At 46.1% G+C, this 17441-nt stretch carries 15 protein-coding genes; 7 read left to right on the forward strand and 8 right to left on the reverse strand.

The window, feature by feature from the left end; all coding sequences use genetic code 11:
- Positions 1 to 220: 220 nt before the first annotated feature.
- The 4 genes from AC1DSE_RS15325 (at position 221) to AC1DSE_RS15340 (ending at position 6970) form a co-directional block, all read left to right on the forward strand.
- The gene (locus AC1DSE_RS15325) at positions 221 to 952 is read left to right on the forward strand and encodes a hypothetical protein (RefSeq protein WP_477511021.1); all 732 of its coding nucleotides are present in this window, start codon (positions 221 to 223) and stop codon (positions 950 to 952) included.
- A 163-nt stretch (positions 953 to 1115) separates the two neighbouring features.
- Positions 1116 to 4790 (forward strand): S-layer homology domain-containing protein, encoded by a 3675-nt coding sequence (locus AC1DSE_RS15330; RefSeq protein WP_477511020.1) that lies wholly within the window; start codon positions 1116 to 1118, stop codon positions 4788 to 4790.
- A 180-nt stretch (positions 4791 to 4970) separates the two neighbouring features.
- Positions 4971 to 5720 carry an ABC transporter ATP-binding protein gene (locus tag AC1DSE_RS15335; protein ID WP_477511019.1) on the forward strand — a complete coding sequence of 250 codons (750 nt, stop codon included), beginning with the start codon at positions 4971 to 4973 and terminating at the stop codon, positions 5718 to 5720.
- Entirely contained in the window at positions 5720 to 6970 is a 1251-nt protein-coding gene (locus AC1DSE_RS15340; protein WP_477511018.1) for an ABC transporter permease, read from the forward strand. Before AC1DSE_RS15335 ends, AC1DSE_RS15340 begins: the two co-directional genes overlap by 1 nt.
- A 106-nt stretch (positions 6971 to 7076) precedes the next feature.
- Here AC1DSE_RS15340 and AC1DSE_RS15345 read toward each other — a convergent pair whose 3' ends face one another.
- Positions 7077 to 8381, reverse strand: a complete 1305-nt coding sequence (locus AC1DSE_RS15345; RefSeq protein ID WP_076267820.1) for an aminotransferase class I/II-fold pyridoxal phosphate-dependent enzyme — start codon at positions 8379 to 8381, stop codon at positions 7077 to 7079.
- 206 nt (positions 8382 to 8587) lie between these two features.
- Between AC1DSE_RS15345 and AC1DSE_RS15350 the strand changes: the two genes are divergently transcribed.
- On the forward strand, positions 8588 to 9373 hold the full coding sequence (locus AC1DSE_RS15350) for a helix-turn-helix domain-containing protein (protein WP_076267819.1): 786 nt from the start codon (positions 8588 to 8590) through the stop codon (positions 9371 to 9373).
- Between the two features lie 78 nt (positions 9374 to 9451).
- Here AC1DSE_RS15350 and asd read toward each other — a convergent pair whose 3' ends face one another.
- Both asd and AC1DSE_RS15360 read right to left on the reverse strand, forming a co-directional pair.
- Positions 9452 to 10240: an archaetidylserine decarboxylase gene (gene asd, locus AC1DSE_RS15355; protein WP_477511017.1), complete on the reverse strand. Its 789-nt coding sequence runs from the start codon at positions 10238 to 10240 to the stop codon at positions 9452 to 9454.
- Positions 10241 to 10315: 75 nt separating this feature from the next.
- On the reverse strand, positions 10316 to 11086 hold the full coding sequence (locus AC1DSE_RS15360) for a TspO/MBR family protein (protein ID WP_477511016.1): 771 nt from the start codon (positions 11084 to 11086) through the stop codon (positions 10316 to 10318).
- Positions 11087 to 11239: 153 nt separating this feature from the next.
- Here AC1DSE_RS15360 and AC1DSE_RS15365 point away from each other — a divergent pair, with 153 nt between their 5' ends.
- Together AC1DSE_RS15365 and AC1DSE_RS15370 are read left to right on the forward strand one after the other, a co-directional pair.
- Positions 11240 to 11536 (forward strand): hypothetical protein, encoded by a 297-nt coding sequence (locus AC1DSE_RS15365; RefSeq protein ID WP_477511015.1) that lies wholly within the window; start codon positions 11240 to 11242, stop codon positions 11534 to 11536.
- 116 nt (positions 11537 to 11652) lie between these two features.
- On the forward strand, positions 11653 to 12330 hold the full coding sequence (locus AC1DSE_RS15370; protein ID WP_477511014.1) for an HAD family hydrolase: 678 nt from the start codon (positions 11653 to 11655) through the stop codon (positions 12328 to 12330).
- 100 nt (positions 12331 to 12430) lie between these two features.
- Here the strand turns inward: AC1DSE_RS15370 and AC1DSE_RS15375 are convergent, their stop codons facing one another.
- The 5 genes from AC1DSE_RS15375 to AC1DSE_RS15395 all read right to left on the reverse strand — a co-directional run.
- Positions 12431 to 13606, reverse strand: a complete 1176-nt coding sequence (locus AC1DSE_RS15375) for a YheC/YheD family endospore coat-associated protein (protein WP_441875601.1) — start codon at positions 13604 to 13606, stop codon at positions 12431 to 12433.
- The gene (locus AC1DSE_RS15380; RefSeq protein ID WP_477511013.1) at positions 13563 to 14060 is read right to left on the reverse strand and encodes a GNAT family N-acetyltransferase; all 498 of its coding nucleotides are present in this window, start codon (positions 14058 to 14060) and stop codon (positions 13563 to 13565) included. The genes AC1DSE_RS15375 and AC1DSE_RS15380 overlap by 44 nt, the downstream gene beginning before the upstream one ends.
- 1 nt (position 14061) lies before the next feature.
- Positions 14062 to 15216, reverse strand: coding sequence for a YheC/YheD family endospore coat-associated protein (locus AC1DSE_RS15385; protein ID WP_477527852.1), 1155 nt, complete (start codon positions 15214 to 15216; stop codon positions 14062 to 14064).
- Positions 15216 to 16595, reverse strand: coding sequence for a YheC/YheD family endospore coat-associated protein (locus AC1DSE_RS15390; protein WP_441875610.1), 1380 nt, complete (start codon positions 16593 to 16595; stop codon positions 15216 to 15218). The genes AC1DSE_RS15385 and AC1DSE_RS15390 overlap by 1 nt, the downstream gene beginning before the upstream one ends.
- Positions 16592 to 17441 (reverse strand): YheC/YheD family protein (locus AC1DSE_RS15395; protein WP_477527853.1); only part of this gene is annotated, 850 nt, incomplete at its 5' end. The genes AC1DSE_RS15390 and AC1DSE_RS15395, both read right to left, overlap by 4 nt.

Below are 17441 nucleotides of genomic sequence, written 5' to 3' on the forward strand. Positions count from 1 at the left end.
AAAAATTTAAATAATCGTTGACAGGGTCGTTTCTGAGGAATAATATAGGAATATATTCAAAGTGAGTTGAAAAACCATTTTGTAGGATGACAAAAGAAGATAATCTACTGGACCACCAGAGATTCAATAGGAGCGCAGTTCTGCGCCTTGTTGGGTCTCCTTTTTTTATCCAAAAAAACAAAAAAGCTCAAAGAGCGAAGCGAAAGGGATGTTTACAATCATGAAAAAACTAACACTAACATTAATTTCTGCAACAGTAGCCTTCTCAGCCCTAACCTATGTTGTCGTATCTGCCAAACAGGCGCAAGGTGCGCCTGCGGTGAAGGACAACGCTGCAATTGTTACCGAAGCAAAGGAAGAGAATCAATCCAAAATCATTACCGTTTCTGACACAGAGAAAAAATCAGAAGTAAACACAGCTGCAGCAGAAGGCGAAAAACAACCACAAACAAAAACGGCGGACACGATAGAGGCAAATAAACCTGAAGCAGAAAAAGCAGATGCGAAACAAGAAGATAAATCCAAAGTTACTCTTGCTGTAGATAAGAAGGAAGAGGCGCCTGCAGCTAAAGCGGCAGCAGCAAAGGAAGAGCCTGCGGCTAAAGCAAATACATCGGTTGAAAAAACAGCAACACAGCCGAAAGAAGCTGCCCAGCCTAAAGCAGCAACGACTGTAAAAGAAGAAAGCCAGCCTAAAGCAGCAGCCGTTGTAAAAGAAGAACCAAAAGCAGCAGCACCTGCTGCGAAAGAAGAAACACAATCGAAACCAGCGGAGCCAGCTGCGAAAGAAGAAAAGAAACCATCTAAATCGGTCTCATTCGTGAAAAAAGATGCGGTACAGCCGAAAGCACCATCATCCTCAGAGGCTCCTGCTTCATCCTCTTCATCATCATCTTCGTCTTCCGAAGGTCAACAGCCAGCACCATCGACGACGGAAGAAGAAATCTGCTAGAAACAAGAAATACGTATTTATGAGTTATGAAATGGGGGTGGTCATAAGAGGCAGATCAGTCTCTTATGACCGGCTCCCTGCACGAGATCTTGAAGCGACTAGTGGAGAATACATATTTCACACTTGGCACATCGACAAAATTTGATGAAAACGAGGAATGAACATGAAATTACAATTTAATACATCCAAAAGATGGTTAGCTCTTATATTGGCTGCGTTATTAATTTTGCCGGCTGCCAATATCGTTAATGCCAATCCAGCTTCGGAAACTCTAGTAAATAGCGGCGCCAGCCATTATAACTATTTTAATAATGTGTATGATCATTTGGATGATGAGAACCATATTCTTCAAACGGTAACGTATGAAGATATTATTAATCTCTTTGACAGCGAAGGCACGTATGTTGTGTTGTTTGGCGGAGCTTGGAGCGATAAAACACAAGCGAATATTGGCTTTATTAATCAGGTGGCGAAGCAATATGGCGTAAAAACCATCTATAACTTTGATACGAGGTTAGATGGGAAATCACTAGAAATTGCGGAAACGCAAACGAAAGAAATCAAAGTCGGCAACAACACTTTTGATTTTGCAGAAGCGTATGTCGAGCTGGTCAAAAAATATTTAACGAACCTCGATGAAGTACTTCCAGCAGGAGATATCGTTAGCTATACGAAAAAAGACAGCAAGGGCACAGTAATTTCAGAAGGCTCAGCGAAAAAAATTGAAGCACCATTCTTGTTTGTGTATAACAAAAAGAAAATTGTTTCCTCTTTGGCATCAACGAATGTATGGAACGATTATTTAACAAATGGTGTTTTGGACACGGGCAAAGTAGATGCTTACAAAGCAAAAGTGAGTCAAGTATTTGAAGGAATCACTTCATTTGATACGATTAACCGTTCGAATTCTATCAAAGCAGCTTTCAATAGAAACGGATCAATCATCAACAAAAAAGAAACGATTATTTTTGACGAATCGGATGGCGAGCTCGTATTTGAACATGTAACCTATCACCAATTGACGAAGATTCTCGAGAGCGAAGGGAATTATACGATCTTGTTCGGCGGCTCTTGGTGCCCGAATACACAAGCAGCCATTAAGTTTATTAACGAATATGCGAAAAAAAATAACATTGATAAAGTTTATTTCTGGGACACCAAGCTGGATTCGGGAATTTCGATCCTGGATCTTAATAAAGACCCGAACGCTGACCCGCATAACGGCATATTCTTTCAAACGAGAGATACGAATCATCCAAATGCCAATCTGTATGTAGATTTGATTAACAAATATTTGCCTGATATCAAAACACAATATGTTAAAGCAAGCAACAATGTAAAGTATACGAATGAGAACGGCGTAGAAGTAATCGCAAGCAAAGCTCAGGTTCCTTACCTCTTTCAATATAACAAAGACAACAAGGATGCTGATGGCAACAGAGCTCCGATTCTTGGGCATATTGAATTGATGTATTCTTGGACCAATATTCAACCTGATTATGTAAGCAGCGGGCTTACTGGTGTGAATTACAATAACTATACGAATGCTTTGAACAGCCTATTCGCAAGAGTTGAGGCCAAACCTACAGGGCTGACAGCGGTTAAACCAACCTCATCCGATGAAAATGATGGTCAAATTACAGGAACGAAAGGCAAAGTGCTGGAATACAAGCTTGAAAGTGAAACGGATTACAAGGCTGTAACTGGTGATGCAATAACTAACTTAGTGCCAGGTACTTACAATGTTAGATATTCATCCAAGCTTGGATACAATGGTCCTCATACAGCAGGAATTCCCGCAGCTGTTTCGTACAAAGCGGGCGAAGCTGTAAACGTAGTGGTTCCATCCTTTATTCAAGACCAAGCTGCACCAACAGGGCTGGCAGGCGTTGCACCAACGACGGCAGCTAACAATGACGGTAAAATTACTGGAACAACGACAGCGCTTGAATACAAGTTGTCTAATTCGTTGTCCGATTATATTCGTGCAACAGAACCGTCTGTTACAGATCTTGTTTACGGTACTTATGATGTTCGTTACGCGGCAAAAGAAGGATATCGCCCGAGCCCTAAAGTAGAGGTTGTTATTCCGGCTTACGGCGAGGAAGCGCAAGAAGCGCCGACTGGCTTAACAGGCGTATCACCGACAACGATTGCTAATAACGATGGACAAATTACAGGAACGACTGCAGCTCTAGAATACAGATTAGATGGAACGGATGCTTATCAAGCGGCAACAGAACCAGCGATCACTGGTCTCGCAGCAGGCACCTACAATATCAGATTTGCAGCTAAACCTGGATTCAGTGCAAGCCCAGCAATTGATATCGTTATCAAAGCGTTTGCTCTACAAGAGCAGCCGGAACCATCAGGCTTGACGGGTGTAGCTCCAACCTCTTCAGCTAATAATGATGGACAAATTACAGGAACAACGACAGCACTTGAATACAAGCTGTCAGGAGCTGAGTCCTATCAAGCGGCTACAGCGCCATCTATTACTGGTTTATCATCAGGCACTTACAACGTGAGGTTTGCAGCTAAGGAAGGCTATAATGCCGGCGCAGTGCTAGATGTCATTGTACCTAATTATGTATCCCCTCCAAGCGGTGGAAACAATGGCCCAAATCCAACGCCAACACCTACACCTCCAGCAGGCGGAGATAATGATGGTACAGCACCAACAGCAACGATAACAGCAACAACCGATGCTGCGACAGGAGCAACCGTAGCGAAAGCAACCGCAGCTTCTATTACAAGCCTGGTTGAGCTTGCTAAGAAAGCGGAAGCAGCAGGCAAAACCTCTGTCGTTGAGCTTAAGGTTGAAGCTACAGCTCAAACTAAATCTGTAGAGCTGAGCATTCCTAGAAAATCGTTTAATGAAGTAGCATCTAGCACAAATGCGGGTGTGAAGGCCAATCTTGGCGTTGGCACTGTCGTTTTTGATGCAAAAGCAATCGAAAGCATCAGCAATTCGGCTGAAGCAGGTGACATCAGCATTATTATTACGAAAGTAGAGCTGACTGACGAGGGCAAGGAAGCTTTGGGTGACAGACCGGTTTATGATTTCTCCGTATTCGCAGGAACTACCCAGCTTACAAGCTTTGGCGGCAGCAATGTGCAAGTTAGTGTGCCTTATACTTTAAAAGCCGGAGAAGATCCAAATGCTGTAGTGGTCTACTATGTAACGGATTCCGGCAGCTTGGAAACGATCCGCGGGAAATACAATGCGGGTACAGGAACGGTAAACTTTGTTACGACACATTTCTCCCAGTACATTGTAGGATACAATAAAGTAAGCTTTAAAGATGTATCGGATGCAGCTTGGTATAAGGATGCCGCTTTATTCCTTGCGGCAAGAAGCATTACAACGGGTACAGACGAGGACCATTACAGCCCGAATGCGACAGTGACGAGAGGCCAATTCATCGTCTTGTTATTGAGAGCATACGGCATCGAGCCAAATGAGAAAGAAACAGCTAATTTTGATGATGCAGGGAATACCTACTATACGAATTACTTGGGAGCTGCTAAGCGCCTGGGTATTACGAAAGGTGTAGAAGGCAATACGTTTGACCCTAATAGCAAAATTACACGTCAAGATCTATTTACACTTTTGTATCGTGCACTTGAAGTGTTAGGTGAATTGCCTAAAGCAGAGACAAATGTTGCGGTGTCCAGCTTCAGTGATTCCGCTCAAATTGCAAGCTATGCAACCGACGCTTTCAAGGTGCTAGTTGAGGGCGGCATCATTACGGGGAACAATTCAAAGCTGAGCCCTAAAGATGTTTCTACGAGAGCTCAAGTGGCACAAGTGCTTTATAATCTGCTTTCAAAGTAATACGATATGAACGCAAATCATAGTGTTTAAAGAATGGGCGGCCAATGGCTGCCCATTTTTTTTCGTTTTTGTGCATGCTTCTTGCTTTTGTACACAAATCATTGCTTTCTTTGATATTAGTCCGATAATTCGGTATGCTGTTTACTAGATAAACTAATTTACATAGTTGAAGGTGATAGGATGGATTCTATTTTACAGGTGAATGGTTTAATCGGCGGTTACAGCCCACGAAGACCAGTACTGCATGATATCTCCTTTGAGGTAAAAGCGGGCGAGATGGTAGGATTAATCGGTCTGAATGGCGCTGGAAAAAGCACGACCATTAAGCATATTTTAGGTTTAATGAAGCCGCAGGCGGGGGAAGTAAAGGTTGATGGCGTTACGCTGGAGGAAGAAACGGAGCGTTACAGAAGCGCATTTGCTTATGTGCCGGAGACGCCGGTTCTATTTGATGAGCTGACCGTTGAGGAGCACTTGCGCTTAACGGGGATGGCCTATAGCGTAAAGGACAAGCAGTATGGTGATCGTGAGGACGAGCTGCTGAAGCAGTTCCAAATGACGCCAAAGCGTAAAGCCTTTGCGGCCCACTTATCCAAAGGCATGAAACAAAAGGTCATGATTATGAACGCGCTGCTCGCTGAGCCGCCGCTGTACATCATCGATGAGCCTTTTCTAGGGCTTGACCCGCTTGGCATTCGTTCCTTGCTGGAGCGGCTGGTTGAAGTAAAACAAAAGGGAGCAGCCATCCTTATGAGCTCGCATATCCTCTCAACTGTGGAAGCATATTGCGATCGTTTTATCGTCATGCACCACGGTAAAATCGTTGCGATCGGCACGCTCGATGATATTAGACAAGCAGCAGGCATGGACATGCGCAGCGGTTCTCTGGAGGATGCCTTCTATAAGCTCGTTACTGGGGGCAATCTTTGATGAGCAATATTAGCAAGCTGGAGCTGATGTGGCAGCAAAGAGCAAAGGCATTCCGCGGGGAAACCTTGCCTTATTTTCGGTATATGGGGCAAAGCGGCTTCCCAGCTTTTATGTCATTAATCTTGATCTCCTCTACGATTGGATACATAAATTTAATTCGTCATATGCCAGCCAGCTTTCCCTTTGCGACTGTTGGTGTTATTGCATTAACGTTGGTGTTGTGTTGGAGTCCGCTTCGTACGTGGCTTGCGGCCGGAGACGTCGTCTTTATGATGCCGCGTGAGGCAGAGATGGCCGGTTATTTGCGCTTATCGTTTCGTCATACTTTAATTGCTTGTTCGATACTAGCTGCCATTGTGTTTCTTCTTTATTTGCCGATCTATAACCAAGGCCCAGCCATTAACGGAGCATTGCTTCTTGCAGTCGTGGCTGCCGCTCTGAAGGCGGGCAATGTATGGGGAGCATGGAAAGAGCGCCGAATGACTTGGGCTGGCATGCGACGTCTCATGCGTGTGCTGCGCTGGGCAATGACAGCATTAACGCTGGCTGCTTGGCTTACTTGTACCGCTTGGCAGGCTGCGGGGTTTACGCTGCTCATCGGTATATTGTCTATGCTGCTTTATCGTCTTCCAACAAAACATCCTTTTCCTTGGGAGAGGCTGATTGAAGAGGAAGCAAGGACACGCAAACGGTATTATGTTTTTTTTGGATTGTTTATCGATGTACCTACACTCCCATCGAGTATTGCAAGAAGATCATATTTAAGCTGGATTCTGCGCACGATACCGTATTCGAATCGCAATACATTCGTTTATCTCTATACGGCATCTATGCTTAGAACCGAGATGGGCGGAATTATACTAAGGCTGCTTATTCTCGGCTGCCTCATCACCTATTGGTTTGCTGAAGCCGTATCGCTATCTGGTTATGGCAGTGTTCTCGTATTTTTTATTTTTATGGGGCTCATTGCTGTTCAATTAGGCGGCTTGCGTCATATCCATCGTTATTCGGTTTGGAAGCATGTGTACCCGTTGCCGGAAAAACAGCGAATCGAGCAATATTTGAAAATCGATCGTTTGGCGATGGTGCTGTGCACGCTGCTGCTGTGGCTGTTTGTTGCTTTGCCGCTGGCTTTGGCGGGCGGCGTTTACGTCCCTTCGCTCATAGCTATTGTACTTGCCGCCATGTATATCGCCATTCGTCCAGCGCGTTTGCGCAAGAAGCTTGCGAAAGATGAGGATGAAGACTAAGCAGGGCAGACGGAATACAAAAAAGAACCCCTGAGAGAAGCATTCGTAAAGAAATGCTGACTCAGGGGTTCTTTGCAATTATTCGCGAATGAAGTGCGAGTGTTTATTATACTTTTTGAGCAATCAAATCGTTAACCGCTTTGAAAATCGTATCGAACAGCTCTTCAAGATTTTCTTCCTCGATGCAAGAGAAAGCAACGCGAAGATCTGTTTCACCTAGAGCAATCGTACCGATTCCGTATTGGTTCAACAGATGTGCACGTACGGACTCAGCTGTAACGCCGCTTAGTGTTAGACACATAAAGTAGCCGGAGTTGAATGGGTAATAGCCCCATACATCGCCATAACGGCCGCTGTCGAGCAACGATTTTACGCGATTGGCGCGGCGTTTCATAATATCGTATTTCTCCGCTTTTTGAGCTTCGAATTCAGGTGAAGTCAAAGCGCGCAATACGAATGTTTGTGATGGATGCGGGCCGCTGGAAATCGTAGCACGAATGATACCAATTGTTTTTTGCTCCAACGCATTCAAAGTAGCCGCAGAAGTTGAACCATACGTAATGAAGCCTACGCGGAAGCCCCATACGTACTCTTCTTTGGTCGCACCGTCAACTTTAACGGCAAGCACACGCGGATGCAGATCAGCAAGCTTGGAGAACAGTGATTCTTGCATGGAATCTTCGAAAAATAAACCAAAATAAGCATCGTCTGTTACAACAACTACATTGATGCCAGCTTCCGCTGCGTCGTGAATGGCAGCGATGATTTCATCGCCTTCCTGTGGACCAGGCGTGTAGCCAGTAGGGTTGTTCGGAAAGTTCAGCACAACGATGGCTTTCCCTTTGTCCTTTTGAGCCAGCAAGGCTTCGCGAAGGCCAGCGCTGTTGAAGCGAGTTTGGTCGTTATACAGCGGGTATTCTACAATTTCAGCACCGCGGCGGATACCGAATGTCAATTCGTAGTTTTCCCAGTTTTTATTRGGGATGATTACAGCGTCACCCGCATTAGCGAAAAGGTCAGCTACAATGCTAAGACCGTGGGTCAATGCATTTGTAACGACTGGCGTACCAAAGCCCTTTGATTCAAGGGATGGGTTGTCTTTGATCATTTTTGTACGCCAAGCAGCACGAAGCTCAGGCTTTCCTGCAGGAGGCGCATATTCATATATATCTTTCGGATTGTAAGCAGAGAGGGTATCTTGGATGACCTTCAGGTGCATCGGTTGTCCGCCTTCTGTTGCAATTCCAATAGTAGCATTAAATTTAGTTGCTTTCGTTTTCGCTTCGGCGGACTGACTGAGAATGCCCTCCTTCGGGAAATAAATCGCTTTGCCTAAGTCTGACAACATCGCATAAACGTTAGGGCTTTCTGCTTGTAACGTCTCGTTTAATTGCTGAGCAAGTGGGTTCATGGACTTTATTCCATCCTTCCGAAATCATTCATTTGAATGTAGTATAATTAGGCGTTAGCCGTTTATTCTTGTCGGGTGCTATTATAACATTTTTTTTGAGATGGAAACCATTCACAAAGCAAATTTTTTCGTAACTTCATGTGGCTTGCGCAATAGTTTCTCCCTGTTGTATGATGACGGCATAGATTTGTACAGGAGGTTTCCTTATGCTGCACATTTCGCCTAATTCGTTCATCCTGTTACCTGCGTTTGCCAAAATCGTATGTGAGCCGGGTTGGAGATGGGCTAGACGCGAGAAGCCGATGGCCAATTTTGATTTATTTTATGTTTGGAGCGGAGAAGGGGAAGTTGAAGTCAACGGTACTCACTATGAGGTTGGTCCGGGAAGCTGCTTCTTGTTTCGTCCGGGCGACTACACAAGCTCCACTCATAACCCGCAGCGTCCGCTCGTATTATCCTATATTCACTTTGCCATTAATGAAACGATAGATGCTGTGCCGAGCCGGTATAGGCAATTGAATGACACGGTCGACTTTGAATATATGCTCTCACGCTATGTAAGGCTGTTTCTTGTAAAAACGTATGCAGCGGAAGAGGAGGCGCAGCTTGTTCTTAAGCAGCTGATGATTCATTTGCTTAGAGAGGACAAGCAGCTGCCAGTCGAGAAGAAGGCAAGCAATCAATTGACAGAGGCCATTCATGAGGTGGCAAACTTTGTTCGGCAAAATCCAAGCATTGCGCACCGTGTAGAGGATCTAGCGATGCGGGCGCAGCTGTCGCCCCGATATTTTTCAATGAAATTCAAAGAGCTGATCGGCATGTCAGTGCAAACCTACATGATTCGCACGAGAATTGAACGGGCGCAGCATTTGCTCATGCACGCCGGGATGAATGTGACCGAGGTAGCAGATGCACTCGGCTATCGGGACATCTTTTTTTTCAGCAGGCAGTTTAAGCAGTATACGGGGCGAAGCCCCTCGGAGATCAGATAGGCTAATAAACGAAAAACCCCGAATTCACTCATCGCTGAGAAATTTGGGGTTTTTCGTTTTGAGCTAAGTCTGCTTCAGTTAGTTTTCGTGGAGTGATCCGAGCTTCTCACCCATATGCACCTTCGATCCAAGCATGTGGTTGTCACGCGGAGTAAAGGTTCCATCTTCAAGCAGCAGCACTACAGTAGAACCGAATTCAAAGTAGGCGAGCTCTTCACCCTTGAGCATTTCTTCCTTAAGGGGCTGTACGTACTGAATACTGCTTACGTTCATTGCGCCAACTTTGACAACGGCCGTTTCCCCTGCATGATGCTGCATATAGGTAATCAGCCGCTCGTTGCGGCTAAGCACTCTGCGCATATGGCGAAGACCAAAGTCATTAACCGGATAAACTTTTCCTTCAATATGCTCACGCTCTACAACACGACCGCTGACTGGCGTATGTATACGATGGTAATCGGTTGGGCTCAAATAAAGAACGAAATAATAGCCGTTCATATAATTGGAAGTTCGCGGAGACCGATTAAGAAGCTCCTCAATCGTATAGTCCTGCCCCTTTACGTTAACAATCGTGCCGCTGCTTATTGGCCCAGCTCCGGTTATGAGAGCATCAACAGGACTGACAAGCGAGTCCTCATCTGCATGCACATCACGCAGACCGGGTTTTAATCGCCGCGTAAAAAACTCGTTTAACGTTTTATATTGGGCTAGAGGTTTCTCAGCTTCCTCAGTTTTAATGCCATATGTCGCAGCAAAACGGGAAATAAATCGACGGCTGGCAGCCGATTGAGCGAATTTTCCTGTTATGCGAGATATCCATTTGCGCGAGCTTAATTCTGTCATGGAACGAAGCAGCCATTTTATCATACGTGAACCGTCACGTCCTTTCCTGCAAGGAGGCTTTCGTCCTCACACACATCAAACAGTGTGACATATCCGGTTCTATTTTTCAATATGCAACTGCTTTCCTTTCCTTGCCTGAACCCAAATAACAATGGCAGCAATCATTAAGATAGCAGCAGCGATGCTGGCTGAGAGACTAACCTCGGGCTGCTGATCCTGCTTTACGGCAATAGCAATAAACGACCAAACAAACACTAGAACAAAGGCAGGGTCCACAAACCTAAAACCGATGACAACAGCAAGCAAACTGGCTGCAATCAATAAAGTAATAGTCCAAGCAGCATCAGATAAACCAAAGCCATTCCACTCGGCAGCGTACAAAACGACAGCTGCATTTACAATAGAAGCTACGCAGATCCAACCTAAGTAAATGCTGAAAGGCAGCCGTACAAGCCATTGTTCCATAGGAGCAGGAGGCTGCTTATCCTTTCGAATTGCGCTATAAATAACGATTAGCGAGATCAGCAGAGCGAACATAATGAATACGCTGCTGGTTAGTTTCTCATAGTGCCACAGGAGAATCCAAGCGACGTTGAACAGGCAGCTTATGATGAACCATGGGCCGATGTTCTGTACATTTTTGCTTTTGCCAGCACGTGGCTTGAACTGATAAATGACGAAACCAATCAGCAGCAAATAAATAATAGACCAAATGGAGAAGGCATATGGCGCAGGAGTGATAAGCACAGGGTACTTAGCGGATATTTCTCCAGTCGTTTTCCCGTTGATAGGAAGCCACTGTGCAAGTCCATTAACTGCAAGCACGGCGGCGAGACCGGCAGCATTTAACCAGCGAATAAGATTTTTCATACAGCATTCCTCCAAAATGTTACTTTTATTGGACTTCTTTATCATATGTAAACAAGCTTGGTCGCTTTTATTCGCTATAATCTCATTCCATCCAAAAATGTGAGGTTTAAGTATGYATCAAATGACCGAACCTATCACAAGAGGTGATGGCAAATGATGATATTAATTGGTGCGGCATTAGCTGTTGGCGCCGTTCTCATGGGCTGGTTGAGTCGATTGAGTGGAACAGTCAGTCGAGTTTTGGATGGGCTTGCGGTTACGGCCATCTTTTTATTTTTTGTAACCGCAGCGGATGCCATAACACAGACTCTCATGGATGATACGGTGTTTATGACGGAAGTGCATCGTGTACTCAAAAATTTCGTTTTTTTAATAAGCGGCGCTTATCTTGGCCCTTATGCGCTGGCAAGAATAGCGCTGCAGTCTTCCGCTATGCATAGGCGAAATTGACTAAAGAATCTCTGTCGTCAACGAAGCAAGTGATTAACGGTTAACCTTCATCAAGCCTTGCGATCATTTCCTATATTCCGTTATGATAAGAGCAGACTTTGAAGGAGGTTTCAACTATGGGCATACATAAGCTGCGAAAGCCTGAGGCTGTCATATTTGATATGGATGGAACGTTGTTTGAAACGGATAAATTGCTGGTGCCTGTTCACCACCGCGTTTTTGAGACGCTAAGGGAAGAAGGGCTTTACGAGCATGAAACGCCGCCTGTAGAACGGCTGCTAAGCTGCTTAGGCATGCTGCTGGAGGATATTTGGCGGCAGGTTATGCCAGATAGTACAGAGGCTGCTCGGAAGCGGGCTGATGTCTTGCTGCTTCAGTACGAGCGCGAAGGCTTGGAAAGAGGCGAAGGCCAGCTGTACCCATTTGTCGAGGAAACGCTGCGTGAGCTGCATTCACGTGGGATTAAGCTGTTTGTAGCCAGCAATGGGCTTGAGGAATATGTGAAGGGCGTTGCTGAATTCAAAGGCATTGCGCCTCTATTTGACGGCTTATACAGTGCGGGAGAATATGAGACTTCAACCAAAGTCGACTTAGTTGCTCGCCTGCTTAAGGATCACAATATCCAATCGGCTTGGATGGTAGGAGACCGCTCTTCGGATGTGGAAGCGGGCAAAGGCAACGGTCTTCAAACGATCGGCTGTGCGTATGCTACATATGGTCGTGCTTCAGAAATTGAGGGAGCGGATGTACTGATTAATGATTTCCGCGAGCTCCTGCCTTTATTGGAACAATAATAAGCAGTTTGAATAAAAACACACCTGTTAGGGAGGCCAAGAGATGGCGCCGCCCTAACAGGTGTGTTTTTTTGCTATGGATTTCAAATGCTCAGCCGCATCACAGCTCCTTATCAGAAATGAAGTTCTCATCCACACGGGCATCTGATACGGCAGCCTGCTTCTCTTTACCTTTCTTTCGCTTCTTCTGGTTATATAGCCAGATGGCATATTCCAGAGGTCTAATAATCGCATTGCGATAAACCTCTTTCTCTCCAGCCTGTGCAAATACTTCCCTAGCTGGCTTCGGATTTACCTCCAGCAGCCAGATCCCGCCTTTTCGATCAATTGCCAAATCGAGAGCAAGCTCACAAAGTCTGCCGTAATTTTGCTCTAAGTAAGCGGCAATGCCGACCCCCAGCTTCTCTGTCTCTTCCTTAACCTGCGCGACCTTCGCATCATCGCGAAGCCATTCCTTGAGCAAGCTGCTCATCGTAGCAGCATTGCCGCCGCCGTGTAAATTAGAGGTAATGCTGCCGGATGCCCCGATTCGTCCAGCGCAACCGGTAACTTCCCAATTGCCTTCTCCGTTTTTTTGAACAAGCATCCGATAATCGTGCACACGTCCGCTAGCAAGCTTTATTTGAATGCCCTGCTGGGCGATGTAGCGATTGCCTTTCAAATTCCAAGGAGCCAAATAGCTGTTTAAACCTGCAGTGGAAATATATTGCGGTCGTATAATTTTTCTTGATTGATCCCGGCCTTGGATGTGAAGCTGACCATCCTTGCGCCGTTCGATTCGCAAAATTCCTCTGCCGCCGGTTCCATTAATCGGTTTGAGATAAACAAGCTGATGTTTTCGGATCATATCGGTAATATCTTGATTATCGGTGACATACTTCGTGGCAGGCAAATAGCTTTTATATCGAGAATCTTTCGAGAGGATGCGATGGATGGTCCATTTGTTGCGAAGCGGGCGATTAAGGAACGTAAGATGTCCATAGCGTTCACGAAACTTTTTGAGCTGGTCAAAGCGGTAGGTACGTTGGATTCGGCATCGATCATAAATCATATTTGGAAACGAGGTCCACCTTCGTGACCATGTTTGTGTGTCAAGATTGTAGAACTGCGCGTGAATTTTGTTGTTAATATAATTGACGTCCATTGGCGTAAACACGAAGACGCTTAGTCCCAGCTTTCGTCCAGCGGAAGTCATTTTCTGATAGATGGAACGTTCCTCCAGATGTCCGGCTTCATTGAGATATAGAGTCAGGATGCCTAGGACGGGCTGTTTCATTCGTGGTTCCCCTTTCAAAGCGAAGCGTCGGTTTGCCTGTTGGCCCTCTATGCATGGAAACGGCTGTCATGCCTAAACGAAAACATAAAGCCATGCTTGCCGTATTGTCCGTTGCCACATTGCAAGTGAGTTTCCCTAAACGTTGAATCATGGCTTGAACGAGTGAACTGCCAATCCCGAGGCTTCGAGCTTCGGGATGGACGACGACCATGCACGCAGCCTCGCCGCCGTCCTCTGCAAAACCGAAGCCGACGACGCGGTTGCCCTGCTTAGCAACAGCAGCAACCGCGCCGCATGGACGGCTCACTTCATCTTGTAGTAATGAAGGATCAAGCTTTCGGAGCGCATGAATAGTCGAAACTGCAAGCCGCTTATCTCCGAAGCGAATGGCAAAGCCAATGAGTCTTTTTTGTTCCGCTAACCATGCTTCCGGTGTAAGCAGCTCTAGATCCACGTTATGCGCCTCCTGCTTTTTCTAATTTTGTTCTAGCTAAATAAGCTCCATAATGAAATACGCGCTCTAACGATTTTTGACGAATATGAGGCTCGTCGAATTTCATAGGCTTAGAATTAGCTTCGAAAAACCACATATTCCCTACGCTGTCGACGCCTAAATCCAACGACATTTCGCCGAGCTGCTGGCCTGAGGCGCGTTCAATCTGCTTAGCGATAAGAACGGCTGCATTTTTCGCTTTTATAAGCAGTTTACGCGCCTGCTCTTCATTAAATGAATTAATGAGCAGCTTCTCTGGGTCTTCAATCATACCGCCGCGAGGAACATGGGTCGTAATGCTGGATGCGCCTGCAATTCGGGCGCCTATTCCAGTAATATCCCATTGCCCTCGTTGGTTTTTTTGAACAAGCGCACGAAGGTCAAATCTTCGGTCCTGGAAGGAGGCGAGCTTGATGCCTTGTTGAGCGATATAGGCCTCATTGCCGCTTTGTTTCTGAATACGACTCCAAAGTTTATGAAGGGTGGAGCAATTGTAAGTCGTACTCTTTTTGTTTTCTTGAATTCTTAGCCGATAAGGAAGCTGCTTCTCAGCGTGAACCTTGATCGTCATTATGCCTTTACCTGCTTTTCCGCTTTCTGGCTTTAAATAAAGATAGGAATGTTTTCGCATCATGCGTTCCAGGCTCGTAACCGAAACGAGTTTTCGTGTTAATGGGATATAAGGTTTGGTCAGTTTTGATAAACGAAGCCATTCGAATAAATCCCATTTGTTGAAAAAAGCCGGATTAAACAGCGTGACTCGCGGATGCTTGCGGCAGGCGTTGATCTTTTGCCTTACAGCCGGTTGGATCTCATCTTCGCGCAGCGGAATTCGGTTGTAAATCACGTCGGGAAAGGGCAGCAATCTCTGCTGCCAGCTGTCCTCAGCTTCATTGAAGACATATCCCTTTAAGCTGCTTCTGGTCAGAAGCAGGTTTTTTACGGTGAGGACATAAACGATGAAACCCATCGATTGACCCGTTCTAATCAAATYGACAAAATTGCTTCGATTGCCGCGAAAGAGCTGAACATCATCATCGATCGTCAAAATCGCCAATACGGTTCGGCCGGCACGCTGCTCTCTAACGTCTGCATCATCGGGAAGTAAGCTATCCATCAGCTGGTACCTCCCTCATCTTTGAAGCGGCTGAGATACAAGCAATGCTCTAAGATGTAAGATAGCGAAGCGCGGCCCTCAGAGCGAAGCGCCGGATGCTTGAAGATTGATCGTCCAGGCTTGGCGTTCGCTTCGAACATCCATACTTCTCCATCCTTATCAATGCCGAGATCCAGTCCCAACTCACCAAGTCTATGAGGGTAGTTGCGTTCGATCGCTTCTGATAGTTTAATCGCAGCCAGCTTTGCTTTCTCAAGAACGGCATCTGCTTGCGTGCCGAATGTTTTGCCAAGCGCTTGCTCAGGCGTCATGAGCGAGCCGCCGTTTTTCACATGCGTAGTTACACTTCCTCGGCCTGCTTTTTTGGCTCCGATTCCAGCAGGAACCCACTCGTTGCTGCCGTTCTTATGCATGTGAAAGCGAAAATCGAGCGGGCAGCTGTCGATCTCAACTAAGCGAATGCCTTGCTGAACGACATAATGATTCAAGCTGCTGCCATGCTTCGCCTGAAGCATCCGCATTAAGCTGCTGAATTGCGTGAATCGAAGCAGCACATTTTGGCTGCCCTTGCGATAGCGGGCGAAATACCCGCGCTTCGGGTGATAGGTCAATCGGTAGATTCCTACTCCAAGGCTGCCTGCCGTAGGTTTGTAATATAGAAATTGATGTTTCTCCAGCATTTCCTTAATTTTTTCGGAAGATGGACCAGAAACCGATTCAGGCAAATGAGTCAGCGCTTCAGGATCATTATCAAGCAGCTTGTAGACATCGGCCTTGTTGAAGAAGCTCCAATTAAAAAATGGGATTTTGCGGCGCACGAAGCGTTCGCGCAGTGAATTAATGGATGCAGATGTCTCCGCTTTGCGGCTCGGAAGACGATTGTACACGACGTCCGGGAGCGGAACGATTTTGCGGTACCAGCCGCCCTGCGGGTTAAGGAAATAGCCATTGACCGTTTCTTGCTGCCAGTTGATGTCGCTTGGTGTAAAGCCGAAAAGGTAAGCTTTATGTTCACCTGTTTTAATGACTTGCTTGATAAATCCGGTACGCGGACCAAAAGGATTGCTCTCAGAGCGTGTCGAATTGTCGCTCAGTATGCCGACCAGCGGTCCGAGCTGAACCTCATTATCGCCTGAATTAAGCACGTAAACGTTGCCTGACTTCGGCACTTTAATCGATTGACGGATGGCAGTTGATAAATACAGATGATTGCCCGGCCGCTTCAATGGCTTGATTTCAGCTACGATTACCTCTTTGCCCAGCTTGAGGTGAACCGATTTTTTGCCTGAGAGCTTGAGATGTTTGAGCAGTGGGCTGGATAAATAGACAATTTTATTCGATTGCTGAGAGAAATGTACGTTACAAGTTGTCAAACTCATCGATGAACCTCCTGAACGTTGAAAGGCCGTAATTGGTTGTCAGAACTTGAATGATGACGACGGCCATTTGCGAATTCATTGGCTACAAAGGACGGTGATAGTCGCCTAGACAGCATTCGTGCATATAGAAGCGGTCTTTCAATGGAAAGCCGCTCGGCCTCATGATCGCTTATGATTCCAAAGGAAGAGCGGCCAGGCTTCGAGTTCGCTTCGAGCAGCCATATTCGGCCGCTCTGATCAATGCCATAATCTAAACCGAGCTCGGCAAATCTGCCGAATTTGCTTTCCAGTCGTTCTGCCGTTTGCTTGCTTATTGTATGGATCATCTCTAGCAAACGTTCGGATTTTGACTCGCCAAATTTGGCTGACAGCAGCTTTGCCGCCGGGACGGCGCCGCCCCCGCCATGAAGATTGGATGTTAAGGAGTCCGCTTGCCCTGTGCGCACAGCGGCTCCAGAGATCGACCATCTGCTCTTCTCATCCTTTTGAATGAGCACTCGTAAATCAAATGGTTTGTTGTCATTGCCGCTAAGCTCCAGATAGGGCTGAATCAAATAGGAGGTTCCACTTATGAAACGATGAATCCATCGCTCAAAAGCTAAATCCTCCTTAAAGGAGACCGAGAAGGGATGGTTTCTTCGGTTTCGACCTTTTATGAGCAGTGATTGCTCAAACGGGCAGCGCTTCACAAGGATGATGCCTCTGCCCTGCATCCCTGAGGAAGGCTTAAGAATGATGCCTCCTCGGAAACGATCGGCGAGCTCAAGAAGCTGCTGTGTCGTTTGCATGGGAAGAGTAAGCGGCAAATGCCTGCTCAGCATATGGTCTTCTTTGAGTGCTTCATAC

Source organism: Paenibacillus sp. 01L418, assembly GCF_056400045.1.